Here is a 24,546-nt window from a genome sequence, read left to right on the forward strand (position 1 = left end):
ACCCACGACCTAAAGTACTTCAATATAGTGAAAGGTAGAATGAAGCTGTGGTTATAAAAATCGAGGATCCCGACCTCAAGAGCCAGACCCGAATCCAATCGGTCAGTCGTGCAGTGCAGATTCTGCTTGCCATAGCCGAGTCTGAGGGACTTCAATCTAGAGAGGTCTCTGAGCGCTTCGGGCTTTCACTCCCCACCACCTACCACCTTCTGACAACGCTGGCAGCAGAGGGGATGGTGACGAAGGACGAACGGCGCTACTTCCGCCTTGGACCGAGGGCCGCGATCATCTCAGACGCCTATTCGCGGGCTGACATCGTTCCGTCGAACTACGCCCGTGCCATCGCCTCACTCGCCCAGAGCACAGGAGAAACAACCTATCTAAGCGTCTGGCGCAGCGGTGCTGTAAAGGTTCTAGCGACGGCAGAAGGGGCTCATGCAGTCCGGGTCGTCGGACTGGATACAGGATACTCCAACAATATTCACGCAAGGGCCAGCGGCAAACTACTGCTGGCTTTCGCAGCCGAGGATGTGCGGGAGTCGGCTATCGAACGGATGCGTTTTACGGCTCTTACACCGAACACCATCACTAAGAAGAAGACCTTCCGTCAAGAACTCGAGACTATTCGCGAGCGTGCCTACTCTTTCGATCGGCAGGAGTTCCAACTCGGCGTAGACTGCGTCTGCTTTCCAATCTTCCAAGCCGACCACGTAGTCGCCTGCATTACGATTTCCTCGCCGTCCCCACGCTTCGCCGATACGCAGGAAGAACTTATCGGCCGATTAGCAGAAGCCAGTGCCAGACTAAGCGTCGGCTAACAGGGTCGGGTCCTTGGCGGAACACAAGTTTCGCGTATATTCCCATTTTGGATGTGTCACCACTCGATTTGCGCAGAGGCTGCATCTGACGATAGGCCTTGTCCCGAGGCTCTTCTCTGACCCGAATATCTGGGGCACCCGTAGGGGTATCCCTATCCAAGCCCAAAGCCTTTAGGGGCCTGAACTTAGAACCAACGGCAGGTGTTTCAAAACCTCTGCTGCATCATAGTCTCGCGCCGGCTGCGCGCGACGAGCGGGCGGATAGCACCGTCGCCCAATCCCTGTTCAAGGAATCCTTGACCCCCTCAACAATCGGCACGCGGATCGACCCGGAGTTGGCATAACCAACGGCTCCGGGTTAGCAAGCCCGGCTTCGACTGCAATTGCTGAGGCTAGGCGTCCTAGAAACGAGCAGCCAGACATTACCTCTGTACACAGTCAACGATGATTTACGAAGGGTAGACGATGAAAGCAGCACGCTATTACGGCCGCGGACAGATCCAGATCGACAACATTCCAGAACCGACTCTGACGCCAGGCAGTGTAGGGATTGAGGTGGCCTGGTGCGGCATTTGCGGCACCGATTTACACGAATACCTTGAAGGGCCCATCTTTTGCCCCCAGCCGGGCCAACGTCACGCCGCATCAGGAGAGTCCTTGCCAGTCACGCTCGGTCATGAGTTCTCCGGGACGGTCTACGCGGTCGGGCCAGGAGTCGAAGATATTGCCCCCGGCCAGAGAGTTGTCGTAGAACCCTACATCGTCCGCGACGATGTCGACACAGGACCTACCAGCAAGGATTACCACCTGTCCAAAGACCTCGGCGTTATTGGTTTGAGTGGTCGGGGCGGCGGACTTGGGGAAAGAATCGTCGTTGAACAGCGGTGGGTCCACCCGATTCCGGACTCCTTGCCTCTGGATCAGGCAGCTTTGGTTGAGCCTCTGTCTGTTGCGTATCACGCTGTGGAGCGGTCTGAAGTTAGCAAGGGAGCAGTCGCCGTCGTAGGAGGAGCCGGTCCGATCGGCCTTCTGACATCCGCAGTGCTGAAGGCCTTAGGAGCAACCGTCATCGTTTCCGAGCTCAGCTCCCTCCGCAGGCAAAAGGCCTTGGACACTGGCGTCGCAGATTATGTTCTGGACCCAAGAGAGATTGACGTAACCCAGGAAGTATTTCGACTGACCGAAGGGCGCGGCGCAGATGTAGCTTTTGAATGCAGCAGCGCACAGCCCGTACTCGACACCCTCGTCGACGCTCTAAAACCTGCCGGGATCTTAGTGGTGATAGGAATTTGGGGCGATCGGGCAGGGATTGACATGTTCAAAATCGTGGTCAAGGAGATCGATCTGCGAGGCGCGTTCGCATACGTGAACTCGTACCCCGCAGTGATCAAGCTCTTGGGTTCTGGCGCCATTGACCTGCAACCCTTTGTGACACACAGGATAGGTCTGGACGGTTTGATAAGTGAGGGTTTTGACACTCTGCTCCACCATAGTGAGAGCGCGGTGAAGATAATCGTTTCGCCATCAGGTAAGGGCCTCTGACGAGGCGCTTTCAGTAGGTGGAGACTGAGTGATGCTTCAGCTCCGACCGCCGGTGGGGTGCCTGTCTTGGCGCCCCACCGATGACGAGTCGATGCAGCTCTGTATGTGAGGAACAATCCGGAGACCGCTTAGAACTCTTTGACGAACCTTTTCCCTCGTGCGTGCCGGACTAGGTCGTTAAGAGCACGGGAGTAGAAGTAGCTGCGAGAACTCCCGTCTGCTGAAGATTTCGGCGTTTCCGCAGCTCAGAAGCAGTTTTGTATACCTTCATGATCAAGCGCGCGTCATCTGGATTTGATCCACTACGGCTGAAAGCTATAGGTTTCCTGCATCTATTGCATGTTTCCATGGTTTAGGGGTTGCAGTGAGTGGTGCCGTTCCGGGTTTCGTCCCGCGGATGCTGGTGGATCCGGACGTTGGGCTGTACAGGGCCGACGAGCGTGTTTTCACGGCCACGCTGGATCGCTGGCGGGCGCAGATGCTGGCCCGTCGGGGATCAGCTGAGGACGTGGACATCCGGCCCGACGGCGGAGCCTGCGGCTACTGCTACCACACTCGAACCCGTCACGACGGGCCGTCTGACGGGTCTTGAACCTCAGCGATCAGTATCCAGTCATCGTTTGTAGTCGGCTTCGGAGGACCGTCGATCCGACCGGCAAGAGGCTCAACGTCCTCTGCAACGACGGCGTAGTCGCCCGTGCGGGGGTCGAACCAGCGAAGTTTGTACGCCGTGGGCAGCAGTCCGGTGTACGCCGGCGCGCCCTTGTCGCTCCGATAATCTCCCCGAAATACGCCACCACGGTCCGTCGCTGGTCATCCGCGGACACGACGGGCGGATAGACGACGGCATTGACGATGCCACCAGCGTCGAATGCAGATGGGGCGGTAAGAAGGTTCATCCAATCGATCGACTCGTAGAACCGCCGGAGTAGCCCCATCTGCGCGCCCCCGGGCAGGTCGACTCCCAAGTACCAGGGAAGGTCGCCCCACATCGTGGCGGACTCCCCGTACTCCCACGCGTTATTCCAGCAACCTTGGGCGCCGTAACTGTAGCCGCAGCATCCAGATTGGATCGCCCGTTACGCGACCTGTCGCACCATAGTATCTGACGCGGCTCTACGCGCCACAGGCTGGACGCTCGTGACGCCCTCGTACATACTTTCCCCTTCGATCAAAGGAACGCCGGAGAAGGAAGCGAGGTGATCACGGTACTGGTGCACGCTCATATCGAGGTCACCGTGTCCGTGCTGATGCGTGGTGAACGTCAGCCACTCCTCCCCCTGGTAATAGTCCGCGATCGGACGTTAGTTTGTGAGATGTGCCGTTAGCGGCTGCCCGTACCCGTCTTCGTCACGAAGAGCGAGATCGATGTGACGCCACCCTTCGATCCGACTCTGTCGCAGGAGCCGGTCATAACCCGCCACCTCGCCGCCCAACGTCCAAACCACCGGATACGACCCGTACCTGGCGAGGACGTACCGGGCGAATCGGGCAAGACCGTTCGGGACTGCGTCGACCGCGCCGTGCCAGGCTAGCCGAGAGCATTGACCAGCCCGGCGTCTGCGACATAGGCCATCCGGGGATCGAGCACGGCTTGGAAGTACGTCACGTTGAGCTTGCCGTAGGTCGCTCCGTTCACCCATACCTCGGGGCTCTCCCATCCGCCGCCGAACGACAGGATGTTCGACTGGTATACGTTGAAACCCTGTTCGACGCGGCGGTCGACTGTGCCCCTGAATTGTGACGACCAGCCCGGCTTGTTCGACGCATCCCAAGACTCTTTAGCGAACCGCCAATGGGTATCGCCGAGCCAGAAGAAGGGGAGTCCCGTCAGCGTACTGGAGGTATCGTCCATTCGGCGCCGCTTCAAGGAAACCATGCACGAAGATCGCTCGATCGTCAGGATCGTCCACAACCGGAATCAAGCCCCGGCAGGCGTCGAGACCCGGATCGCCGGTTAGCTGTTCCACCGCATAGGACCAGTCACCAATGGAGGGGGCGGCGAAGCGAACCCGCCACGTTCGGTCCCCGTCCCAAAATGCTGGCCGGTCGAGGCGACGGCCGTCCGGTCCGGTGAAGGTGATGATGGGCTCCACATCGCGGTAGGGATTGGCGTACGTCCGCGCGCTGAGCATCGACACTTCGGTCGTCTGCCATGGTCTGGTCAAAGGTCGTCTTTCTCTTCGCAGCGTCGCTTGCCACGCCGAAGCAAACTTCTAGCATTCTCACGTCGGAATAACTCAGTCGGCAACGACCGGCGACGGGGAGGCGTCGATTCTCGCCCCGTGCAGACGCATACGAATCTAGTACCGGCTCGTAGCGGACCGAGACGATTCGACCGTCGGTGGACGCCGAGCCGACAGCCATTATCCCGCCAGTAAACCCTCCGGTCGTGCGATCTCCGTGGCGTCGAGCCCCGAGTCGACTGAGAAGACAATCTCGTCTGGCCCTGAATGCCCGAACGGTGTAGGCGCATCAAGTAACTCAGCCGCCTGAACGCGCAAAACCACCAGAGGCGGCGGCACCGACACTTCGGCGATGCTCTGCCGCCCGTCCCCAATCTGGACCACAACTCACCCTCCGCTCTTCGAGCACCAGTGAGCACCAGTGCCGGTCATCGATACGCACCCTCACCTCGCCTGCGCCCTCAGCCGCCACTTCGGCGACCTATGCGAGGTCGCCGACATGGGTGCAAACCAGGTCGTGCCCGGATCCTGATGAGAAAAAGCGGAGTCCGCCCGCAGAGTGATAACCAACCGCTGTATTCAGCTCCCCATCCGGCCATTGTCCGTCGGGATCGACTATCAGGTCGGCGTGCCCCGTGTTCTGCATAGGGTGAGCGCTGCTTCGGCGCGTCCGGATGAGATTTAACGGGCAGGATTCGAAAGGATCGCGAGGACCTTCGCTTCAGGCGATCGTCACGCGATGGCCGCGCTCGGTGCCAGACTTAGCAATATCTGGTGCCACGAGCTAAGCTCAACCTCCTCTCGTCCCCTCATCGTTAAGGTTCCTCATGTCATGTACTCTGCCTGTTCCCAGGGTCATCCACCCCGGCTCCGTCCCACACCTCCGCTGGGGCATCGTCGGAACGGGGATCGCCGCAAGCTTTGTGCACGCACTGCATGCGCATACAGCGCAGCGCGCGGTCGCAGTGACTGCCCGTAACGCTGCCAAGACCCAAAAGTTCGCGGCCGAGCATGGCATCCCTGTGGTCCACCACAGCTCGTCGGCGCTCATAGCGGACCCGGCCGTCGACGTCGTCTACGTCGCGACGCCGCACACCCTGCACTATGAACTTGCGCTCGAGGCGATCCAGGCCGGCAAGCATGTCCTGATCGAAAAGCCTGTCGCGATGTCAGCGGGTGAGACGCGCTCGATCACGGCCGCTGGCCGCGCTGCCGGGGTGCTAGTGATGGAGGCGATGTGGACGCGCTACCTGCCGCAAACGGATATCGTCCGCCAACTCCTCGCGGACGGAGCCATCGGCGAGGTTCAGCTGATCCGGGCCGACTTCGGCTTTGCTATGCCTTTCGACCTCACCCACCGCCTGTGGAACGCAGAACTCGGAGGAGGCGCACTGCTCGATGCCGGCATCTACCCGATCTCGTTCGCGTCGTCGGTACTCGGCTCTCCGACGTCCATTACAGCGGCGGGAGTGCTCGCACCGACCGGCGTGGACGCACGCGCCGACCTCCTCCTCACCTCGGCGAGCGGAGCGACCGCTCTCGTGTCCACCTCGATTATCACCTCCATGCCTGTGATCGCAACGATCATGGGTGCCGCCGGGCGGATAGAACTGGCGAGCCCTTTCTTTGGTCCCTCCGGCGTGACGCTCACGACCGGCCCGATCGGTTCCGAGACGACCGCGACCTGGCGCGACGAAGCTTTCGAAACCCTGAACGAGGGGCTGGGATACCAGGCGACGGCATTCGCGTCCTACGTTGCCGAGAGCCGGACCGAGTCACCGCTGCACCCGCACGATGAGATGGTCTCGATCATGTCCACCATCGACGAGGCCAGGCGGCAGGTAGCGGTCGCGGCCGCGCCGTGAGCGCTCGGCTCATCGGCCACGAAAAGGCGCCACCATGATCACTCTGGCCAAGCAGGCGAATAATCTGCCGCCGCTCGGCTACTCAAAGGGCGCATCGGTGCTTGCGCGTTGGCCCCAAACACTGAGTATTCAACCTGGCCGGGATGCGCTGGGTCGGCCAGCGCGTCCAGGGACCGACCTCAACCAGCGCTGCCGATAAATACTTGAGGTGGGATTTGCTTCGTAGTCCTCAAGTGCGCAGCTCAGAATCTTCAAATCAAAGTGGTCCAAGGCCATCAGACCGAGAAGGTAGGCATCAAACTGGCTCATCGTGGTTGCTGGGGAAATGAGTTCGTGTCGTTGAAGACAAGGGGCCCGTGGCCCTGCTGGGATGAGTGTGTCTAAGCATTCAACCTAGAACAGGACCGCGAGCCATCGAGCCTACCGTGGTCCCAGTTGACCCTGCCATTCTTCAATCTGCTCGACTACCGTGTCGTTTCCACCGCTGTTATCGCCGGCCGGCGGCAAGTGATCGTCGAAACCGACCAGCTTCCGAGCTGCCCGAGCTGTGGGGCCATTGCGTCCCGGAGGAAGGAACATTGCCTTCAACGACTCCGCGATATTCCCGTCGCCGGGCCCGTGGACGTGCCCTGGCCCGAGTACCGCTGGTACTGCGAAGAAGTCGCGTGCGACCGGCTGTCCTTCTTTGAATCCACCCCTCAGGTGCTGCCCCGTGCCCGCTCCAGGGCCAGTGTCGGAGCCGCCGCCGACTTCGCCGTTTCCTGGTGGATGGTCCGGGCAGCGGTGACCGAGGTCTGCCTGCTACGGCTGCCCGAAGTGGACAAACTCAGCCCGCGGATGCTCGGCATCGATGAACACCGGTTCCGTCCGTGCGCTACTTTCAGGACCCGTCACAAAGGCGTGGACCCGGTTCGAGCCCTGGATGACAACCATCGTCGACCTGGACACCTGACAGGTCCTGGGCGTGGTCGACGCCCGCGACCCACAGGGGCGTCGGGGAATGGCTGTTCGCCCGGCCCTTGGAGTGGCGCTTGGCTGTGCAGGTCGTCGCGATCGACCCCTCCGGGGCGTTCCGCAAAGCCTTGTGGATGTGGCTGCCCCGCACCGCGGTCGCTGTTGATCATTTCCACCTGACCTCGCTCGCAAACTAGGCGATGACCGAGACTTGGGTGAACCTCTCTCAGCAGGTCAAGGGTCGACGCGGCCGGGCCATCGAGGCCTGGGCAAGCAAACAGCAGGCCGAAGGGAGGCTGCGCTAACTACGGTCGGGGAATAGAGCAACATCAGGGATATCCATCGTCTCCGCCCTGTGGGCCCATTGACTAGAGGTCCAGCAAAGGCACTAGGGCGAAGACGAAGGAATCCATAGTCACCCACGTGCGCGAGGCTGCCGCACCCACTGCATAACAACCTTAACCCAGGGAGAGAACACCTGTCTTTCTTCGAAATTGCCCGCTGGAGCCGTTGGCACCAGGACATCATCGCAATCCAGCAGCAGGCCTCGCGCCATCGGCTCCCCCTACACGGCAACTTCTTCATCAGCCGGGACCGCACGAGGGGCACTCAGATCGACATTGGCTCCCGTCGCATCCTCAACGTCTCAAGTTTCGACTACTTGGGGCTGTCGCAGCACTTGGAAGGCAGCGTACGACGCCCTCGATCGGTTTGGCAGTTCGTCGTCTGCGAGCCGAGTGGTGGCTGGCCAGACCGCGGCACACGAAGTTCTCGATGGGCGCATAGCTCAGTTCCTGGGCACCGAGGACGCGATGAGCTTCGCCACCAACGCCAGCACCATCGGCTTCCTGTTCGATGCGCACGATCTGGTCATCCACGACAGTCTGCTGTACCTAAGCGGGTTGGAGGGCATCCGACTATCGGGCGCGACCCTCGTCGGATTCGCGCACGATGACAACACCTCTCTCGAAGACGCACTGCGCCGGTATGCGCCCCAACACAGGCGCACTTTTGTACTGGTTGAGAGCGCTTACAGCATGGGCGGCGAATCTGCCCCTTCGCGAGATCGTCGCACTAAAGAAAAAGTACGACTTCCAGTTGATGGTCGACGAAGCCCATTTACTCGGCACTCTGGGTGCAACGGGCCGAGGCATTGCCGAACACGCCGCCGTTGCCCGCAACGACGTCGACCTGTGAATGGGCACGCTGTTGAAGTCACTCAGCAGCAGCGGCGGCTACATTGCTGGCGACGCAGACCTCGTCGCATACCTGCGCGGCCACTGCCCAGCTTACGTTTTCGCAACAGCATTGGCGCCAGTAAGCGCAGCGGCCGCATCAGCGGCACTGTCGGTGATCGATCGCGGACCTCACCGATTACGGACGCTACAGCAGCGGGTGAGCGACGCGCGCGCAATTGCCAACGATTTGGGGCTGGACAAGGCACCTCCGCAGAAACACCCATCATGCCCGGTGATCTTGGGAGAACGCGGATCGACGTTGGAAAGTTCCTTCACCCTATTCCGCCGCGGCCTGCTGGCGCACCCGCCACTCTACCCCGCTACCCAAAGACCAGGCGCGGCTGCGCTTCTTCATCACGGCACTACACACCGAGGACGAGCTACGCAGTGCACTGACCCTGGTGACTGAGGCTGTCGAGAAAGTTCTCAGCAGCGCAGCGACGTCCTCGTCTACGACCATGCTTCCGGTCACAGCCCTTGGGACCGATTTGGCAGAAGTCTAGATAGGCTGGCTTGCCTGACTGAGCAGCGCTCACTTGCCCACACACGTGGTGTAGTGACCAGCACAGAACCAGCACGCAGGTGGTTCTCAATCCATGAACAGGCTCGCAAGAAGCGGAGCCCGGGTGAATGCCTACTGAGGATCTCTTCTTCTGCCCACACCTTCCGAATCTGAACAGGTGGGACTGCCCCCGGTTTTGTTGACTCCTTGACCTAGCGAGCCTGTGCTCGTGGAAGGATGTTGACCATGCCCACGGCTTATGGGGCGGAGTTCCGCCAGGATGTTTTTGATGTGGCCCGCAAGGGCGAAGCGCCTCTGGCGCAGATTGCAAAAGATTTCGGGCTGTCAGTCACAATGCCTAAGCGGTGGATTGCCATTGCCGAACGTAAAGAATCCGGAGCCGGACCTGCCGGCGGTGATTCGGCCGAGATGCGGGAGCTAAAGAAGCGCAACCGCCTGCTGGAGAGCCAGCCCGGTAACAGAACGGGACTGGATCGATGCGCACGTGGTCAACGCCGCCTTGGACATTCACGCCGACGACCCGGCATTCGGGTACCGGTTTATCGCCGACGAACTTCCTGGGAAGGGCATCACGGCGGGCGAGAACAGGGTCCAGCGCCTATGCAGGGACCACGGAATCTGGTCGGTGTTCTCGAAGAAACGCGGCCTGAACCGCAGACCCGGGCCGCCAGTTCATGACGATCTGGTCGAGCGGGACTTTACCGCCGTGGCACCGAACGAGCTGTGGCTGACAGACTTCACCGAACATCCCACGGCCGAGGGCAAGCTCTACCTCTGCGCGGTGAAGGACGTCTATTCCGGCAGGATCGTCGGGTATTCGATGGACTCGCGGATGAATCCTCGCTGGCCGTGGCGGCACTGGAGAACGCGGTGAGGGCACGCAAACCTGCAGGGACCGTGGTGCATTCGGATCGTGGGTCCCAGTTCCGGTCCCGCCGGATCGATGGGCCGGGTCGGGGCCTGCGCGGACAACACCGCGATGGAGTCGTTCTCCTCACTGCTGCAAAAGAACATCCTGGACCGTCAGCGGTGGCTCACCAGACAGGAACTTAGACTGGCCATCACAACCTGGACCGAGAGAACCTACCACCGCCGGCGTCGGCAACGACGGCTGGGAAAACTCACGCCCATTGAATTTGAAACAATCAACCGGACCGCGCTCATAACGGCCTAAGACCCCGAGTCAACGAAAGCCGGGGCAGTCCCGCACTGCAATGGTCCCGCGTCGAGTGGCCGCAACAACTACTCCTCCATGCTACACACGGACCAGCCCCCAACACGCAGCACCTATCCTCACCACCATCGGCTACATCAACTGGTGGGAAGGCCGAGGATCCAAAGCACACCAATACATGCAACTCGCCCTCGACACCGACCCCGGATACCGCTTCGCCCGACTCACCGACCAATGCTCGGAGCCTGGATCATCGCAGGCTGAAACACCAACTAAAACACCGCCTACAAAACCCGACTCGACATGCCATAAAACATCGCTGCCGAGCTTGAGTAGTTTGACCGAACGTCGATTATCGGCTTTTTAGTGCTTCTGACCAAGTTGGTTCCGAGTGAGCAGATACGTCGAACACCCAAGGCTCGGACCGCGGCATGAATTCCCTGCCACAACAGGGGTCGCTCCAGAAAACGGATTTGCCGTGTCCCAAGGCGCTGCCGGGGCCTAGTCCAACGCGATTCGGCGTCATAGGAGGCGGCCGGGTCCCGTGTGCCGGACTCGGACTGCTTATGAGGGAACTGGCAGCGACACCCCGCCGGCAGATATCGGAGGGGCTGGACTGAGGGAACCTGATGGACCGCACGCCATCTTAATGGCGGAGGGAAAGCAGCAGCACCTGGATGAAAAGAACCCGGGCCCTGCCAAACCCTTCAACCTTGCGGACGATGGCTTAGCCCGGTAGAGCTGTAGATCGTCCCCACCCGGCTTCGCTGGTCAAGTGATCCAATAGAGGCTGTACACGGTAGGGCATGGGAGTGCTGATTGACATTGTCGTGTTCGAATGCCGAACTCCCCGGATCGCGATCATCCGCCCCACGGCTTGCTGCAGCTGCGTGAGAGTTGCGGCTGCTACTTTGACCAGGAGATCCTCCCTGCCGGCCTGCGTTGTCACCTCGAGAACTTCTGGGATTTCGCCTAGAGCGGTGATTACCTGTGCGAGTTGGCGTTGATCCAGCTCCAGCCCTACGAAAGCCTGGACGGGAAGCCCGGCGGCTTCGAGATCGATGACAGGTTGGTAGCCCTTCAGTATCCCTAAGTCCTCGAGTCTCTGAAGACGGGCAACCACGGTATTCCGGGATATTCCGAGCTGCCCGGCCAGCTCGGCAACCCCCGCCCGCGCGTTGAGGTTAAGACGCTTCAGTAGTTCTGAATCGAGGCGATCAATTCTGGTCATAATGTCAAGAAGCCTTCCTGGTTGGATCAATCACATTGGCGAGATGTGCAGTTGTTGGCAATTGAGTTGACCATATCAAGTCGTAGATTGACAGTTAGTCCAACATATCCGTTTGTTTCCCTTGGACTACCTGACAGAGGAGCCAGCATGTCTTCCACTTTGACAACAGATCTCGGAGGCGGTGTAGTAACCGACCTCTCACGTGAGCTGGCAGGAACCCATGAAAGCGTCAAGGTCTTCAGGGACGAGGCAACGGGCCTGCATGCCATCGTCGCCCTTCACAATACGGTCCGCGGTCCGGCTCTCGGAGGAACGAGATTCTTCGCCTTCGAAAGCGATGCCGCCGCCCTGAACGATGTACTCCGGCTTTCCGAAGGCATGACCTACAAAGCAACAGCAGCGGGTTTGCCGCTGGGTGGCGGAAAAGCTGTGATCGTCGGAGAGCCGGCCACCATTAAAACGCCCGAATTGCTGAGGGCCTATGGGCGTTTTGTCGACTCCTTCGCTGGTTCCTATATAACCGCTGGCGACGTGGGCACCACGTCCTCAGACATGGACCACATCGGTGAATCGACCAAATGGGTGGTCGGGCGAAATGCAACAAAAGGAGGGTCTGGCGACAGCGGTTACTCGACCGCGCTCGGTGTTTTCACTGCGATGGCCGCCGCTGCGAGCACCATTTGGGGCAGCGAAGGCCTCACGGGCCGGTCAGTTGGCGTCGAAGGAGCCGGCAAGGTCGGCAAGCAGCTGATCACCATGCTTCTGGAAACCGGCGCTGACGTAGTCCTCGCTGAATCCCATCCGGCGTCGTTGCAACGTGCGCTGACAGAGCACCCTGGCATCCGCATCGCACCGTCAGTGATCGACGCTGAAGTCGACGTGTACGCGCCGTGCGCCATGGGCGCCACCCTAAACCCAAAAACTGTCCCATCGATTCAAGCACGTCTGGTGTGCGGGGCAGCCAATAACCAGTTGCTGAACGCAGATGTGGAGAATCAGCTCGCGGCCCAGGAGGTGCTGTGGGTGCCTGACTATGTAGCCAATGCCGGGGGACTGATTCAGGTCGCGTCCGAGATTGACGTGATCCAGCCCGACGAGGTCGGGATGCGCATCGGTCACATCGGATTGACCGTCACGGAGATCCTCCGAATTGCCCTGGAACGCTCGACCACGCCCGGCAATGCTGCCTACACTCTGGTCCGGACCCGGCTCGGTGCCGGGAGGAAAGAACAACCATGAACGGCGAACCTATCTCGTTGTTGAACGCTGGAGGAAGCTTCACTTCCAGCCCGGAACTGCCGTTCGAGACGGACTCGACCGATGTGCTTGCGCTGTACAACGACATGCTCATGGCCCGAACAGTCGACACGGAGGCTATCGCCCTGCAACGACAGGGTGAACTGGGTCTCTGGCCCTCAATGCTGGGACAGGAAGCAGCACAAATAGGGGCAGCTCACGCGCTCCTCCCCCGGGATGTCGTCTTTCCCACCTACCGGGAGCACGGTGTTGCCTGGTGCAGAGGCGTTGATCCGGTGGATCTTTTGGGGCTCTTCCGCGGAACTACCCTCGGCGGGTGGAACCCCACTGAAAACAACTTCAACCTCTACACGCTGGTAATTGGCGCCCAAACTCTTCACGCCGTCGGATATGCTATGGGCATCCTAAGAGATGGCGACGTCGGCACCGGAGACCCCGCTCGTGATCGGGCCGTCCTGGTATTCCTGGGCGACGGCGCCCTCAGTGAAGGCGAGACCAATGAGGCCTTTGTCTGGGCGGCAGCTCAGAACCTCCCTGTGGTCTTCTTTTGCCAAAACAATCAATGGGCTATATCAGCGCCCTACTCAGTACAAAGCAGGGTATCTGTCGCCCAACGCGCCCAAGGCTATGGATTCAAGGGTGTTCGCGTCGACGGCAACGACGTCTTCGCCTGCTTGGCAGCAACACGCGAAGCGCTGGCAGCCGCGCGTGCCGGCCAAGGGCCAACCTTGATTGAAGCCCTCACGTACCGCAGGAACCCGCACACCACTTCAGACGACGATGGCCGCTACCGGACCCTTGCTGAAAATGATGCGTGGGCAGCTTTGGATCCCATCGACCGTCTCCGGACCTACTTGCAGTCCATAGGGCTGCTCAACGACGCAAATGTCGAAGACATTTCCCGTCGGGGAAAAGCCCTCGCCGAACACCTTCGGTCAGGATGCCGTGCACTTCCCGTCCCTGGGCACGCGTCACCATTTCAAAACACCTACGCCGAATTGCCGGATGAACTCGAGCGGCAGATGAACGAACACCTGGAATTTGTGGAGGCAGCGGAATGACCGCGGTGACAAGCCGGATGCCTATTGCCCACGCTCTGAACCTCGGGCTGCGGCACGCCATGGAGGCAGACGAGAAAGTGATGCTTATTGGGGAAGACATCGGTCAACTCGGCGGAGTTTTCCGTGTGACCGACGGCCTCCAAAAGACCTTCGGGGACCACCGCGTTGTTGACTCGCCGCTCGGTGAGGCCGGCATTGTGGGAAGCGCCATCGGGCTTGCCATGGCTGGCTACCGCCCCGTCTGTGAAATCCAGTTCGACGGATTCGTGTTCCCAGCGATGAACCAGATCATCACGCAACTGGCAAAATACAGGCACCGCTCGGAAGGCGCAGTTACCCTACCTGTGGTCATTCGGATCCCAGTCGGCGGTGGTATCGGGGCCATTGAACACCATTCCGAGTCCCCCGAGGCCTACTTCGCACACACTGCCGGCCTCAAAGTCGTGAGCCCATCCAACCCCCAGGATGCCTACGACATGATGAAGCTCGCCATTGGCAGCAACGACCCGGTCATCTTCCTGGAACCCAAACGCAACTATTGGCTCAAGGGCGACGTAAGCACCAACACCACCACCCCGGCAAACCTCGACAGAGCTGTGACGGTCCGGAAGGGCACCGACCTGACTCTCGTGACCTACGGCGCACTCGTGCCGGTAGCAATGAAAGCCGCCGACGTCTGTCAGGAAGAGGGCCGGAACATTGACGTGATTGACCTTCGATCCCTGTCACCCATCGACGACAAGGCAGTCGTTGCCTCCGTCCAGAGGACAGGCCGTCTCGTCGTGGCCCACGAAGCATCACGATCCGTCGGTCTGGGAGCAGAACTGACCGCACGGGTACAGGACGAAGCATTTTATTCGCTGATTTCGCCGGTCATCCGCGTAACAGGATACGACACTCCGTATCCTGCCAGCCGTCTCGAGGAGGAATGGCTCCCCGGGCTGGACCGCATTCTCGACGGTATCGACCGAAGCTTCACCTACTAGAAGACAAGACGCAAACATGAGCATCAAACAGTTCTCCCTGCCGGATGTCGGCGAAGGCCTTACCGAGGCCGAGATTGTCACCTGGCTCGTCAAACGCGGCGATATTGTCGAGGTTAACCAGGCCATCGTCGAGATCGAGACCGCTAAGTCATTGGTGGAGCTTCCATCTCCGTTTGCCGGAGAAGTCCACGAACTTCATGCCGTAGCCGGCGAGACCGTAGACGTTGGGAACCCCATCATCAGCATCGAAACAGGCGAAACCGGGTCAACGGAAACCCCACCAACACCGGCAGAGGAAGCCCTAACGGCCAACGAAACAGGAGAAGACCCCAAGCTCCTGGTCGGGTACGGTGCCCGGGAAATCGGCACGCACCGGAGGCGAAGGAAAGTGAAAGGTGAGGTGCCCGCGGAGCGACCCTCTGTTGCACCCGTGACACCCGTGGTGGGTCCGCCAAAAGCGTCCCCACCGGTCCGCAAGCTGGCCAAAGATCTTGGCCTGGATTTGGCCACTATCGCCCCTACAGGGGAAGGCGGAGTCAGGACGCGCGAAGACGTCCTCAAAGCATCCGCAAGTACAGCGTCCAATGCGGCTGGGCAAGACTCCCCGGGAGCCGGGACTGATGTTGCAGACAATGATGAACTGCGGATCCCCATCAAGGGAGTCCGCAAGCACACCGCGGCGGCCATGGTTAAGTCCGCATTCACTGCGCCGCACGTTACTGAGTTCGTCAGTGTCGACGTGACGAAGTCTCTTGAGCTTATTCGGCAGGTGGGCCAACGCCGGGATTTCAGGGAGGTCAAGCTGACCCCGCTGACGTTCGTTGCCAAGGCATTCTTGAAGGCGCTCCGCGACACCCCGGAGGCAAACTCGCGCTGGGACCAAGCGGCACAGGAAATTGTCCAAATGCGAAAGGTAAACCTCGGGATCGCAGCCGCTACGCCAAGAGGTCTGGTCGTGCCGAACATCAAGGGCGCAGAGGCCCTGTCCTTGAAGGAACTTGCCCTGGGAATCAATGCCCTCGGCTCCGCGGCCCGAGAGGGAAAAACACCCCAGACTGCCATGACCGGCGGGACGGTGACCATTACCAATATCGGTGTGTTCGGAATCGATACGGGCACGCCGATACTCAACCCTGGCGAAACAGCCATCCTCGCTGTGGGAACCGTCCGCCGGATGCCTTGGGTGATACAGGACGAAGAGGGTGAACGGCTCGGTATCCGGTCGGTTCTGCAGCTGGCTCTCTCGTTCGACCACCGTGTGATGGATGGACAGCAAGGGTCTCGGCTGCTGGCTGACACTGCCGCAATCATGACCGAGCCGGGGCTGTCGCTACTCTAGCGGGATAAAGCCGCAATCTCGCGCAAACCAGTTAACCCTGGAACACATTCACCTCCAGTCCGGGGAAGTCGAGGAAGTAACGCGAGACGGATGTGCTCTATGGGTTGCGTTCGAAGGAGGGTTCCGCCGAAGCCGGGCAGCCCTCGCCGCCAAACCCGTGCGGTCCTACACAAGCCAAGAAGAGACATACGCCATGACACCGTTCAAAGAAGAAGCCCTGCCCGCCGTCACAGACGCTAACCACGGGACACCCTATCCGGACGGGGACCTTTTGTTGCTGGAAGATCTCCTCACCGATGAGGAGATCGATCGATACAACACAGCCCGCGCCTTTCTTCAGCGTGAGGTACGGCCCATTGCAACGGACTACTGGAACCGTGCCGAGTTCCCGTTTGAGCTGCTGCCCAAACTTGCAGCTCAGAACCTCTCCGGCCTGAACGCTTCCAGCCATCTCCTCAGCGGGCTTATCCAAATGGAGTTCGCACGGGCCGACACATCGATTTCCACCTTTTTTGGCGTCCACCACGAGCTCGTCGCAACCGCGATTCAGGATCTGGGCTCTGACGAGCAGCGGCGGAACCTCCTTCCGGACTTCCTGGCACTGAAGAAGATCGGTGCCTTTGCTCTGACCGAACCTGAGAACGGATCGGATATATCTCGATCCATTGGTACTACCGCTGAACGCGTTGGAGATGAGTGGGTCCTAAACGGTGCCAAGCGTTGGATCGGGAACGGCACGTTCGCCGACTATGTCCTCGTCTGGGCAAAAGACGTGTCCGATAACGAGATTAAGGGCTTCCTCGTAGAGAAGAACCGGGAAGGATTTCGGACACAAGCCATTGAGAACAAGACCGCTGTACGCATCGTGCAGAACGCTGACATCGTGCTCAAAAACGTCACGATCCCGTTCACAAACTGGCTGCCCGGAACGACATCATTCAGGGACACCAATGTCCTGCTACGCAACTCGAGGGTCTGGGTCAGTTGGCAGGCTGTCGGACAACAGTTTGCCGCATTTGACGTCGCCAGAGAGTACGCCCTAAAACGGCACCAGTTCGGAAAGTCAATTGCCTCGTTCCAAATCATCCAAAGCCAACTTTCCAAGATGATGGCTAACGCCACATTGTCCCTATCGCTGATGATTCAGATGGCCCGGCTTCAAGACAGCGGAAAACTCACCATGGACCAGGCGGCTCTTGCCAAAGCCAGCTGCACCGACAGAATGCGCGAGTCTGTCGCTCTGGGCAGGGCGATGCTCGGTGGCAACGGAATCAGCACCGACTTCGAAATGGCGAAAATTTTTGCAGATGCCGAGGCGATCTACTCCTACGAGGGAAGCTATGAAATCAACAGCTTGCTCGTTGGTCGAGCCGTCACAGGCATTTCTGCATTCATCTAACCCGAACACCAAATAATCCCACGTCTGGCCCAATTACCCCTTGGACCAAGACGTAGTCGAGAGGAAAAAGCTCATGGACATCCAGAGCACAGCCGCCATCGTAACTGGCGGAGCTTCCGGGCTGGGAGCGGCTACCGCCCGCGCCTTGGCAGCACGGAATGTTGAAGTATTTGCCATTGATCTGGAACAGTCTCTGGCAGATGCCCAGCCGGTGGAAGGCATTACCTATCTGGCTGCCGACGTAACTGACCCCGAAACTGTGCGAAGGGCCGTTCAGCGGGCCGCAGCAGAGCTCCCTCTGCGGGTGGTCATAAACTGCGCAGGGATCCTACCCATGGCGCGTGTTCTTGGCCGGAATGGCCCACACGACCCATCTCTCTTCGCAAAAGTTCTCGAAGTCAACCTCATGGGCTCCTTCAACGTCTTGGCAATAGCCGCCGCTGAAATCCAGAAGACACAGCCGGACGCCCAGGGTCAACGGGGCATCATCATCAACACCGCCTCGATCGCCGCCTACGAAGGTCAAATAGGTCAGGTCGCCTACGCGACATCCAAGGCTGGCATCGTCGGGATGACACTACCCGCCGCCCGAGACCTGGCCACTCACGGTATTCGAGTCAACGCCATTGCCCCAGGGGTGGTCGAAACACCAATGATTGCCACTGTTACACCGGAAATCCGAGAAGACCTCGCAGCCGGCGTCCCATTCCCGCAGCGCCTCGCACGCCCAGAAGAATTTGCTCAGCTTGCGCTGTCCATCATCGACCACGACTACATCAACGGTGAAGTAATCCGCATGGATGGAGCCCTGCGGATGCAACCACGTTGAGCCCCTCAGGCTACAACCCCACGTTACCGTTCTTACAGCCCCTAACTGAGCATGACTCGGGGTTGCCGGCCCCGGCGTGTTTTAGCCCCCAGTCGACGGTGATCCGGAGCTGTTGTCACCGGGGTGCGAAAGGCACCAAGGGGTCGCCAAAGGGGACCAGACCAGACGCAGACGTCGCCGCACGAAGCCGGCCGCACCGTGGATGCCGAGCTGGGCCGCAGGACATGCCAGCTGGCAGGTTGTGGGTGATCAAGGAACACGATCCCACGGATGTCTGCATCGGCGTCGACGTTGGCCCGGATTCGCGCCCGACGGTGAGCGCAGACTGCTACGGGGGCGTTTCCCGTTGGTGAGTAGGCGCAACTGGATCATGGCTGCGAAGCGCGCTTCCGGGTCGTTCAGGTCGATCTATCCAATGGCGGAGAGCCGGCGCAGGCGGTAGCGGAAGGTGTTCGGGTGGGTGTACACGAGCGCGGACGCCGCGCCGACGTCGCCGAAGGCATCCAGCCAGGCGCGGAGAGCTTCAACAAGGTGTGCGTTGCGTGCCCGATGGTACTCTCGCAGCCGTGCGACCGTGCCGCTCGGGCGGTCGCCGCGGGCGGCGGCGAGATCTCCGAGTCCGACCAGAAGCGAATCAACCTGCACGTCGTCGAAGATCACGAGCTGCGCGTGCGACCGGCGCAGTTGAAGCACGCGAAGGGCGCGATCGGCGTTGACGCGGGAAGTTGGGAGTGCCGCATGGTCTTCGGCGATGGTGCCGATACCGAGGAGCAGGCGCCGGTCGCCGCCGATGCGGGCGAGGAATTCTCTGGCAACTCGTGCGGTGAGGAGACGCGCATGTGCGGCGCCGCCTTCCTCGTCCTCTTCGGAGTCGCGGCTGCGAGCGCCAGCACCACACAACGGTGACCGGTGAGGCCTTAGAGCGCGTTGGCTTGCCCACTCCGGTTGTACCGCATTCTGCAGGAAGCAAGACTTTCGTCCTTGGGATTGAGCGCACCAACCCGGACCTCACTGAGAGCAAGACCGTGTACTGGCTTCCCGTCTCTCGCCAGTGACAATTTTCGTGTTCTCTCTGGCAAAAATGCCCATAATGGCGCATATGTCGAGTCTTGAAGCAGCCCCCGCCGACCCAGCTCAGCCATCCTCGCCAAGCGATGCCACAGACCGAAGAACAGGCAGCTTACGTCATGACGCCGCGCATCAGCCTGCCGATGAATAGTCATAAGCAACAACGCTGTTTGTCATTCTGATACCCCGATCACCGCTGGACGGTACGCGCATAACCAGGGCGTTGACCTGGCGGATCCAGACCCATGAGTTGCACTTCGGGGCCCCTATCAGAACGGCCTACAAGACCAAAGACACAACGCACGCACAAAGGAACAGGGCAATGAATGCGCTCACCATCAAAGACCCAGCAGACCTGCTCAGCTTCATCGGGCACACCCTAGGGTTCTGGCCCCAAGAGAGCCTCGTCTGCATCACCCTGGACAAGGGCAAAGTCGGCGCCACCCTCCGCATCGACCTCCCCCGCCAACCCGGAACAGAACTCCCCTACGCCCGCACCGTCAGCAGCTACCTCACCAGCGACACCAGCGCGACAAGCATCGTCTTCGCCCTCTACACCTCAACCCACTCCGAACCAGGCCAGCCCAAACCGCATGCAGCCACCATCGCAGCACTCACCGGAGTCCTCGCCGAAAACGGCATCACCATACGCGACGGAATCTTCGTCAGCGACGACACATACTCCCCCTACGACAGCGAACCCGGACAAGACATCAGCCTGCCCATCAGCACCACCGAATACAGCCGCGTCAACGCCGAATTCATCTACCGCGGCAGCACCATCGAACCCACCAATCGAATCATCCTTCCCACACCGACCGACGAAGCAGACCACGCCATCGCCGTCGAGAATCTCATGAACACCATCCGAGCCCAGACACCCCATCAAGCGGCGCTACAAGCCAGCCAACTCTGGAAGGCCATGCTCGGCGCAAACGACTTCCCGACCGACGAGGACTGCGCCACCCTCATCGCGAACTTCCAATTCCCCCACATCAGGGACCGGCTCATGGCCGACATCCCAGGCATCGACGAACCACCCCAACACATCCTCTTCGCGCAAACGGAGACTGCGCCGAAGTGGCCGCGCATCGAATGGGCCCAACAACTCCTCCTCCACGCGTACACCAGAACCAGCCCGCAACACGCCGCACCCATCCTCACCACCATCGGCTACATCAACTGGTGGGAAGGCCGAGGCTCCAAAGCACACCAATACATGCAACTCGCCCTCGACACCGACCCCGGCTACCGCTTCGCCAGACTCACCGACCAAATGCTCGGAGCCGGCATCATCGCCGGCTGGAACATCAACAAAACCACCGCCTACAAAACCCGACTCGACATGCCATAAGAATCAGGGGCTCAACTGATGGCCTAAAAAGGCCGGACTTTCCCAGTGACACGATTCCAGATCAACAGGTGGAGCCGGAAACGGCATGCGACCCCAGAGATGCATTCACGGCGTGTGGTCTGGATGTATTGAACCCCTAGTCCGGTAGCCGGGCCGCCCCACGAGGTATTCCTTCCCAACGGGCGGAAGATCAGGGAGACCGCAGCAGGAGGTCCCCAACAGAGGAACGATCCATGTCGCGGCAGGCCAGCCGCCGCGCAATTCGTTTTTGCAGAAGCTCAAGAGACGCATCTCTCACACCAAGGCCGGGGGCCAGGCTCAGTGCTACGAACTTAACAGCGACTCTGTGATGTACTAAAAACCTTGCCCGAAACGTCCACCAGTTGCGCCACGATTCGATTCATCAGTGTTTCTGGTTCCTCATTAATGTCCACCGCGAGGTGTGCCTCGTCAGATCCAAGCTGTTCCAGCGTGGCCAGCTGCGAGGCGAGCAAGCTCCCGGGCATGTACTCGTGTTTCCGGCTGCTCAGCCGGTCCGAGATGGTGGCTGCGTCGCCGGCGAGGTGAATGAACACGACGTCCGGGGCGAAGCTCCGCAGCAGGTCACGGTAGCTGCGCTTGAGCGCAGAGCACGCGATGATGCAGGAGCTTACTCCCTCGGGCGGGTTAGCCAGTGCGGCACCGATCTCAGCGAGCCAAGGAGCCCTGTCGTCGTCGTTCAACGGCACGCCGCCGGCCATCTTGGCCTTGTTGGCCGCGGGGTGAAAATCGTCGCCGTCGAAGAAGGGAACACCCAACCGCTCCCCCAGCAGCAACCCGACTGTCGACTTCCCACACCCGGACACTCCCATCACCACCAGCGGCGGCAGCACCGTCATGATGCGCTCCCTTCCCCGAAGCTCAGCAGCACTTTCCCGGATTTCGCCGAGTTGCGGGCCACGTCGAAAGCTTCAAGCGCATGCTCCACCGGATAGTCGTGTGTGATCACTGGGCCGATCTTCAGGGAACCGTCCGCGAGGGCCGCAATGACCTCGTCCATCTCGTCGTTGAACCGGAACGAGCCTTTCAGCTCAAGCTCCCGCGTGATGGCCAGGGAGATCAGCACCGGCTGCGGGCCGGTGGGCAGCAGCCCTACCATCACCACCGTGCCCCCGCGGGTTGCGCCCTGGATGGCGGAGGCCAGGCCGTGGTGGTTGCCGGAGGATTCAATCACGACGTCGGCCTCCACTGCGGCGATCGCCTCCGCGTCTGCCGCGGTGATGACCTTATCCGCTCCCACGGCTTTGGCGATTTCCAGCGGCTTTTCATGCATGTCGACGGCGATGATCCTGCTCGCGCCGGCGCGTTTCAAGACCGCGACCGCCAGTGCGCCGATGGGGCCGCTACCGATCACGAGGGCCGTCTTTCCGTTGACGTCACCGGCCCTCGCTACAGCGTGCCAGGCCACGGATGCGGGCTCAATCAGCGCCGCGGTGCGCAGGTCAATACCGTCGGGCAGCGCCCGGAGCATCCGCGTCGGGAGGTTCACGTACCGGCTGAAAGCCCCGTCCTTGTGCGGGTAGCGCGCGGCGCTGCCCAGGTACGTGCAGCCCGGCGAGAGATTGGGGCGGTCCGCCGGATACCGGGCAGCACCGGGGCCGGGGGTGGCAGGATGAACCGCCACGGGGGTCTCGGCGGCAGGACCTGTTCCGTCCGCGGCCGGACGGAGCACGGTCCCGGAAATTTCATGCCCCAAGACCAATGGCGCCTTCAGGATCGACTCGCCGGCAGCGCCACGAAGCCAGTAGTGCAGGTCCGATCCGCAAATGCCGCCGTAGTGAACTTCAACGACTGCCTCGTTTGGAGCGGGAGCGGCGAGGGTGAGTTCGTCGATCCGTAAGTCGCCGGCGGCGTGGGCAACCACAGCGGGACCTGTCACAGGAAGAGATGTATCAATACTCATCAGACCACCACCGTCATTCCGCCGTCGATAAAAATGGTTTGTCCGTTGACGAAGTCCGAGCCGCTGGACGCCAACCAAACTGCCGGACCCGCCAGGTCCTGCACTGTTCCCCACCGGTTCGCGGGTGTCCGGCCCAGGATCCAGGAATTGAACTGCTCGTCGTCCACCAGGTTCTGGGTCATTTCGGTGTGGATGTAGCCAGGCGCAATCCCATTAATCTGCAGTCCGGATGCTGCCCACTCGGCGGTCATGGCGCGGGTGAGGTTCCGCAGTCCGCCCTTCGCCGCTACGTACGGGGCGATGGTGGGCCGGGCCAGGTCAGTCTGTACCGAGCAAATGTTGATGATCTTGCCGTGGCCTCGGGGGATCATGAAGCGGGCCGCCTCGCGGCCCACGAGAAAGGCGCTGGTCAGGTCAGTGGAAATCACCCGTTCCCAGTCCTTTACGTCCAGGTCCAGCATTGGCACCCGGTGCTGGATGCCCGCGTTGTTCACCAGAATCTCGAGCGGCCCTACGTGCTCTTCCACCCAGGCAACGCCGCGCGCCGCTCCGGCGTCGTTCGTGACATCAAAAGCAACACTGTGGATCCGCCCGGGCGCGTAGTCGGCTGCCATGGCGGCAGCGGCATCCTTGAGTCGCTCCTCGTTGACGCCGTTGAGCACAACTGTTGCGCCCGCATCAGCGAGTGCCCGGGCCAGCGCGTTGCCGATCCCCCGGCTCGAACCGGTCACCAGGGCAACCCGGCCGGTCAGGTCGAAAAGTGAACTCATGAGAACGGTCCTGCCTGCACCAGGTTGGCCGGGGCCTGCCCATTGGCCAGGGCCTCAAGCTGATGCCGGAGGAGCTTCAGGATCCGTGGTTGGAAGGCCGACGCGTTGCCGCCCACGTGCGGGGTGATCAGGGCGTTGATAGTGGACCACAGCGGATGGTCCTGCGGCAGCGGTTCGGGATCGACGACATCGATGGCGCACTGCAGGCGGCCTGACAGCACCTCCTTGGTCAGTGCCGCGGTGTCCACCACGGAGCCTCGGCCCACGTTGACCACCAAGGCGCCATCCGGGAGGGCGGCCAGGACCTCATCACCGATCAGCTGATGGGTGTGGTGATTCAGCGGCAGCACTGACACCAGGATGTCGTGGCTGGCGGCAAGCGCGGCAAGCTCCGAGGACGCGTGCACGTCACCGTACTCATCGGTACGGGGCGAGCTGCCCACCCGGGTGACAGTGACTTCGAAGGGCTGCAAGCGGCGGAGGATTTCCTGCCCGATCCCGCCGATTCCCACCAGCAGCACGCGCCGGTCGGCCAGGGACTGGCGCCGCTCGGGCCGCCAGAGGCCGTACTGCTGGTCCCGGACTGCTTGGTCGATGCCGCGCAGCTTGGCCAGGATCAAGCCGATGGCTAGTTCGGCTGTGGCGGCCGCGTGGACGCCGGAGGCATTGGCGACTCCGGCCGCCGGACCCGCTGCCTCAATCACGCCGTCGTATCCGGTGGACTGCGTCTGGACAAACTTCAGCGACTCAATCTTGGAGAGCGAACCCAACACCGCGCCGGCGTTGATGTACGGGAGGATAACGCCGTCGATCTCTGCCAGCGTCCCGCCGTCGGGATCGGCCTCCAAGTCCCAGACCACTCCTCGCAGCCCTTCGGGAAGGGGCGAGAGATCATCGAGGAGCTGCCGGTCGGGAAAGCTGACGGTGCGCACTGTTTGCATGGGAAAACCTATCAATTGGCTGGTGGGGACGGAGTTAGCGGCCATCGAAGCTGAGGCCGACTGGGACCT

At 60.9% G+C, this 24,546-nt stretch carries 23 protein-coding genes and 3 pseudogenes; 16 read left to right on the forward strand and 10 right to left on the reverse strand.

Going from position 1 to position 24,546, the window contains the following annotated elements; translation table 11 throughout:
* Positions 1 to 47 precede the first annotated feature (47 nt).
* The 3 genes from ACIQLI_RS05635 to ACIQLI_RS05645 all read left to right on the forward strand — a co-directional run bounded on the left by ACIQLI_RS05635 (position 48) and on the right by ACIQLI_RS05645 (position 2,952).
* Positions 48 to 818 (forward strand): IclR family transcriptional regulator, encoded by a 771-nt coding sequence (locus tag ACIQLI_RS05635; RefSeq protein WP_400385896.1) that lies wholly within the window; start codon positions 48 to 50, stop codon positions 816 to 818.
* A 465-nt stretch (positions 819 to 1,283) separates the two neighbouring features.
* Positions 1,284 to 2,360: a 2,3-butanediol dehydrogenase gene (locus tag ACIQLI_RS05640; RefSeq protein ID WP_400385899.1), complete on the forward strand. Its 1,077-nt coding sequence runs from the start codon at positions 1,284 to 1,286 to the stop codon at positions 2,358 to 2,360.
* 364 nt (positions 2,361 to 2,724) lie between these two features.
* The gene (locus ACIQLI_RS05645) at positions 2,725 to 2,952 is read left to right on the forward strand and encodes a hypothetical protein (RefSeq protein WP_400385902.1); all 228 of its coding nucleotides are present in this window, start codon (positions 2,725 to 2,727) and stop codon (positions 2,950 to 2,952) included.
* Here ACIQLI_RS05645 and ACIQLI_RS05650 read toward each other — a convergent pair.
* The 4 genes and pseudogenes from ACIQLI_RS05650 to ACIQLI_RS05665 all read right to left on the reverse strand — a co-directional run bounded on the left by ACIQLI_RS05650 (position 2,925) and on the right by ACIQLI_RS05665 (position 4,528).
* Positions 2,925 to 3,101, reverse strand: coding sequence for a putative collagen-binding domain-containing protein (locus tag ACIQLI_RS05650; protein ID WP_400386743.1), 177 nt, complete (start codon positions 3,099 to 3,101; stop codon positions 2,925 to 2,927). The two genes, ACIQLI_RS05645 and ACIQLI_RS05650, sit on opposite strands and share 28 nt — an antisense overlap.
* A gap of 167 nt (positions 3,102 to 3,268) precedes the next feature.
* Positions 3,269 to 4,003 (reverse strand): annotated as a pseudogene (locus ACIQLI_RS05655) (DUF4038 domain-containing protein); the annotation flags it as partial.
* A complete protein-coding gene (locus ACIQLI_RS05660) occupies positions 3,892 to 4,215 on the reverse strand; it encodes a DUF4038 domain-containing protein (protein WP_400385905.1) in 324 nt (107 codons plus the stop codon). The gene ACIQLI_RS05660 and the pseudogene ACIQLI_RS05655, both read right to left, overlap by 112 nt.
* Entirely contained in the window at positions 4,142 to 4,528 is a 387-nt protein-coding gene (locus ACIQLI_RS05665) for a DUF5060 domain-containing protein (RefSeq protein WP_400385908.1), read from the reverse strand. Before ACIQLI_RS05665 ends, ACIQLI_RS05660 begins: the two co-directional genes overlap by 74 nt.
* 845 nt (positions 4,529 to 5,373) lie before the next feature.
* Here ACIQLI_RS05665 and ACIQLI_RS05670 point away from each other — a divergent pair.
* The 6 genes and pseudogenes from ACIQLI_RS05670 (at position 5,374) to ACIQLI_RS05695 (ending at position 10,667) form a co-directional block, all read left to right on the forward strand.
* Positions 5,374 to 6,411 carry a Gfo/Idh/MocA family protein gene (locus ACIQLI_RS05670; protein WP_400385911.1) on the forward strand — a complete coding sequence of 346 codons (1,038 nt, stop codon included), beginning with the start codon at positions 5,374 to 5,376 and terminating at the stop codon, positions 6,409 to 6,411.
* A gap of 1,001 nt (positions 6,412 to 7,412) precedes the next feature.
* Positions 7,413 to 7,562: pseudogene (locus ACIQLI_RS05675) on the forward strand (transposase); the annotation flags it as partial.
* Positions 7,563 to 8,316: 754 nt separating this feature from the next.
* On the forward strand, positions 8,317 to 8,562 hold the full coding sequence (locus ACIQLI_RS05680; RefSeq protein ID WP_400385914.1) for a hypothetical protein: 246 nt from the start codon (positions 8,317 to 8,319) through the stop codon (positions 8,560 to 8,562).
* Positions 8,563 to 9,012, forward strand: a complete 450-nt coding sequence (locus tag ACIQLI_RS05685) for an aminotransferase class I/II-fold pyridoxal phosphate-dependent enzyme (RefSeq protein WP_400385917.1) — start codon at positions 8,563 to 8,565, stop codon at positions 9,010 to 9,012.
* Between the two features lie 339 nt (positions 9,013 to 9,351).
* Positions 9,352 to 10,300 (forward strand): annotated as a pseudogene (locus ACIQLI_RS05690) (IS3 family transposase).
* 40 nt (positions 10,301 to 10,340) lie between these two features.
* Complete coding sequence (locus tag ACIQLI_RS05695; protein ID WP_400385920.1) at positions 10,341 to 10,667, forward strand: DUF4192 family protein; 327 nt, start codon at positions 10,341 to 10,343, stop codon at positions 10,665 to 10,667.
* A gap of 360 nt (positions 10,668 to 11,027) precedes the next feature.
* Here ACIQLI_RS05695 and ACIQLI_RS05700 read toward each other — a convergent pair whose 3' ends face one another.
* Positions 11,028 to 11,531, reverse strand: a complete 504-nt coding sequence (locus ACIQLI_RS05700) for an Lrp/AsnC family transcriptional regulator (RefSeq protein WP_400385923.1) — start codon at positions 11,529 to 11,531, stop codon at positions 11,028 to 11,030.
* Between the two features lie 147 nt (positions 11,532 to 11,678).
* On the opposite strand from ACIQLI_RS05700, the gene ACIQLI_RS05705 reads away from it, so the two are divergent.
* The 6 genes from ACIQLI_RS05705 to ACIQLI_RS05730 all read left to right on the forward strand — a co-directional run bounded on the left by ACIQLI_RS05705 (position 11,679) and on the right by ACIQLI_RS05730 (position 18,402).
* Positions 11,679 to 12,770, forward strand: a complete 1,092-nt coding sequence (locus ACIQLI_RS05705; RefSeq protein WP_400385926.1) for a Glu/Leu/Phe/Val dehydrogenase — start codon at positions 11,679 to 11,681, stop codon at positions 12,768 to 12,770.
* On the forward strand, positions 12,767 to 13,849 hold the full coding sequence (locus tag ACIQLI_RS05710) for a thiamine pyrophosphate-dependent enzyme (protein ID WP_400385929.1): 1,083 nt from the start codon (positions 12,767 to 12,769) through the stop codon (positions 13,847 to 13,849). The genes ACIQLI_RS05705 and ACIQLI_RS05710 overlap by 4 nt, the downstream gene beginning before the upstream one ends.
* Positions 13,846 to 14,835 carry an alpha-ketoacid dehydrogenase subunit beta gene (locus ACIQLI_RS05715; RefSeq protein ID WP_400385932.1) on the forward strand — a complete coding sequence of 330 codons (990 nt, stop codon included), beginning with the start codon at positions 13,846 to 13,848 and terminating at the stop codon, positions 14,833 to 14,835. The genes ACIQLI_RS05710 and ACIQLI_RS05715 overlap by 4 nt, the downstream gene beginning before the upstream one ends.
* Before the next feature lie 16 nt (positions 14,836 to 14,851).
* Positions 14,852 to 16,174: a dihydrolipoamide acetyltransferase family protein gene (locus ACIQLI_RS05720; RefSeq protein WP_400385935.1), complete on the forward strand. Its 1,323-nt coding sequence runs from the start codon at positions 14,852 to 14,854 to the stop codon at positions 16,172 to 16,174.
* Between the two features lie 193 nt (positions 16,175 to 16,367).
* Entirely contained in the window at positions 16,368 to 17,573 is a 1,206-nt protein-coding gene (locus tag ACIQLI_RS05725; RefSeq protein ID WP_400385938.1) for an acyl-CoA dehydrogenase family protein, read from the forward strand.
* 73 nt (positions 17,574 to 17,646) lie between these two features.
* The gene (locus tag ACIQLI_RS05730) at positions 17,647 to 18,402 is read left to right on the forward strand and encodes an SDR family NAD(P)-dependent oxidoreductase (RefSeq protein WP_400385940.1); all 756 of its coding nucleotides are present in this window, start codon (positions 17,647 to 17,649) and stop codon (positions 18,400 to 18,402) included.
* Positions 18,403 to 18,810: 408 nt separating this feature from the next.
* Here ACIQLI_RS05730 and ACIQLI_RS05735 read toward each other — a convergent pair whose 3' ends face one another.
* A complete protein-coding gene (locus tag ACIQLI_RS05735; protein ID WP_400386746.1) occupies positions 18,811 to 19,095 on the reverse strand; it encodes a helix-turn-helix domain-containing protein in 285 nt (94 codons plus the stop codon).
* A 697-nt stretch (positions 19,096 to 19,792) separates the two neighbouring features.
* Between ACIQLI_RS05735 and ACIQLI_RS05740 the strand changes: the two genes are divergently transcribed.
* Positions 19,793 to 20,824: a DUF4192 domain-containing protein gene (locus ACIQLI_RS05740; RefSeq protein ID WP_400385942.1), complete on the forward strand. Its 1,032-nt coding sequence runs from the start codon at positions 19,793 to 19,795 to the stop codon at positions 20,822 to 20,824.
* 332 nt (positions 20,825 to 21,156) lie between these two features.
* On the opposite strand, the gene ACIQLI_RS05745 is transcribed toward ACIQLI_RS05740, so the two are convergent.
* From ACIQLI_RS05745 to ACIQLI_RS05760, 4 genes are read right to left on the reverse strand one after another with little or no spacing between them, the layout of a single operon-like run.
* Positions 21,157 to 21,702, reverse strand: a complete 546-nt coding sequence (locus ACIQLI_RS05745) for a gluconokinase (RefSeq protein WP_400385945.1) — start codon at positions 21,700 to 21,702, stop codon at positions 21,157 to 21,159.
* Entirely contained in the window at positions 21,699 to 22,766 is a 1,068-nt protein-coding gene (locus ACIQLI_RS05750; protein ID WP_400385948.1) for an L-idonate 5-dehydrogenase, read from the reverse strand. Before ACIQLI_RS05750 ends, ACIQLI_RS05745 begins: the two co-directional genes overlap by 4 nt.
* Positions 22,766 to 23,536 (reverse strand): SDR family oxidoreductase, encoded by a 771-nt coding sequence (locus ACIQLI_RS05755; protein WP_400385951.1) that lies wholly within the window; start codon positions 23,534 to 23,536, stop codon positions 22,766 to 22,768. Before ACIQLI_RS05755 ends, ACIQLI_RS05750 begins: the two co-directional genes overlap by 1 nt.
* Complete coding sequence (locus ACIQLI_RS05760; protein WP_400385954.1) at positions 23,533 to 24,477, reverse strand: 2-hydroxyacid dehydrogenase; 945 nt, start codon at positions 24,475 to 24,477, stop codon at positions 23,533 to 23,535. The genes ACIQLI_RS05755 and ACIQLI_RS05760 overlap by 4 nt, the downstream gene beginning before the upstream one ends.
* Between the last annotated feature and the right edge of the window lie 69 nt (positions 24,478 to 24,546).

The organism is Paenarthrobacter sp. NPDC091669, from assembly GCF_044756725.1.
Lineage (GTDB): Bacteria > Actinomycetota > Actinomycetes > Actinomycetales > Micrococcaceae > Arthrobacter > Arthrobacter bambusae_C.

Bases quoted from the DNA above. Each gene is read 5' to 3' on its own strand.
- ACIQLI_RS05640 (WP_400385899.1), top strand. From the start codon at position 1,284: ATGAAAGCAGCACGCTATTACGGCCGCGGACAGATCCAGATCGACAAC.
- ACIQLI_RS05660 (WP_400385905.1), bottom strand. From the start codon at position 4,215: ATGGACGATACCTCCAGTACGCTGACGGGACTCCCCTTCTTCTGGCTC.
- ACIQLI_RS05670 (WP_400385911.1), top strand. From the start codon at position 5,374: ATGTCATGTACTCTGCCTGTTCCCAGGGTCATCCACCCCGGCTCCGTC.
- ACIQLI_RS05680 (WP_400385914.1), top strand. From the start codon at position 8,317: ATGACAACACCTCTCTCGAAGACGCACTGCGCCGGTATGCGCCCCAAC.
- ACIQLI_RS05685 (WP_400385917.1), top strand. From the start codon at position 8,563: ATGGGCACGCTGTTGAAGTCACTCAGCAGCAGCGGCGGCTACATTGCT.
- ACIQLI_RS05695 (WP_400385920.1), top strand. From the start codon at position 10,341: ATGGTCCCGCGTCGAGTGGCCGCAACAACTACTCCTCCATGCTACACA.
- ACIQLI_RS05700 (WP_400385923.1), bottom strand. From the start codon at position 11,531: ATGACCAGAATTGATCGCCTCGATTCAGAACTACTGAAGCGTCTTAAC.
- ACIQLI_RS05705 (WP_400385926.1), top strand. From the start codon at position 11,679: ATGTCTTCCACTTTGACAACAGATCTCGGAGGCGGTGTAGTAACCGAC.
- ACIQLI_RS05710 (WP_400385929.1), top strand. From the start codon at position 12,767: ATGAACGGCGAACCTATCTCGTTGTTGAACGCTGGAGGAAGCTTCACT.
- ACIQLI_RS05715 (WP_400385932.1), top strand. From the start codon at position 13,846: ATGACCGCGGTGACAAGCCGGATGCCTATTGCCCACGCTCTGAACCTC.
- ACIQLI_RS05720 (WP_400385935.1), top strand. From the start codon at position 14,852: ATGAGCATCAAACAGTTCTCCCTGCCGGATGTCGGCGAAGGCCTTACC.
- ACIQLI_RS05725 (WP_400385938.1), top strand. From the start codon at position 16,368: ATGACACCGTTCAAAGAAGAAGCCCTGCCCGCCGTCACAGACGCTAAC.
- ACIQLI_RS05730 (WP_400385940.1), top strand. From the start codon at position 17,647: ATGGACATCCAGAGCACAGCCGCCATCGTAACTGGCGGAGCTTCCGGG.
- ACIQLI_RS05740 (WP_400385942.1), top strand. From the start codon at position 19,793: ATGAATGCGCTCACCATCAAAGACCCAGCAGACCTGCTCAGCTTCATC.
- ACIQLI_RS05745 (WP_400385945.1), bottom strand. From the start codon at position 21,702: ATGACGGTGCTGCCGCCGCTGGTGGTGATGGGAGTGTCCGGGTGTGGG.
- ACIQLI_RS05750 (WP_400385948.1), bottom strand. From the start codon at position 22,766: ATGAGTATTGATACATCTCTTCCTGTGACAGGTCCCGCTGTGGTTGCC.
- ACIQLI_RS05755 (WP_400385951.1), bottom strand. From the start codon at position 23,536: ATGAGTTCACTTTTCGACCTGACCGGCCGGGTTGCCCTGGTGACCGGT.
- ACIQLI_RS05760 (WP_400385954.1), bottom strand. From the start codon at position 24,477: ATGCAAACAGTGCGCACCGTCAGCTTTCCCGACCGGCAGCTCCTCGAT.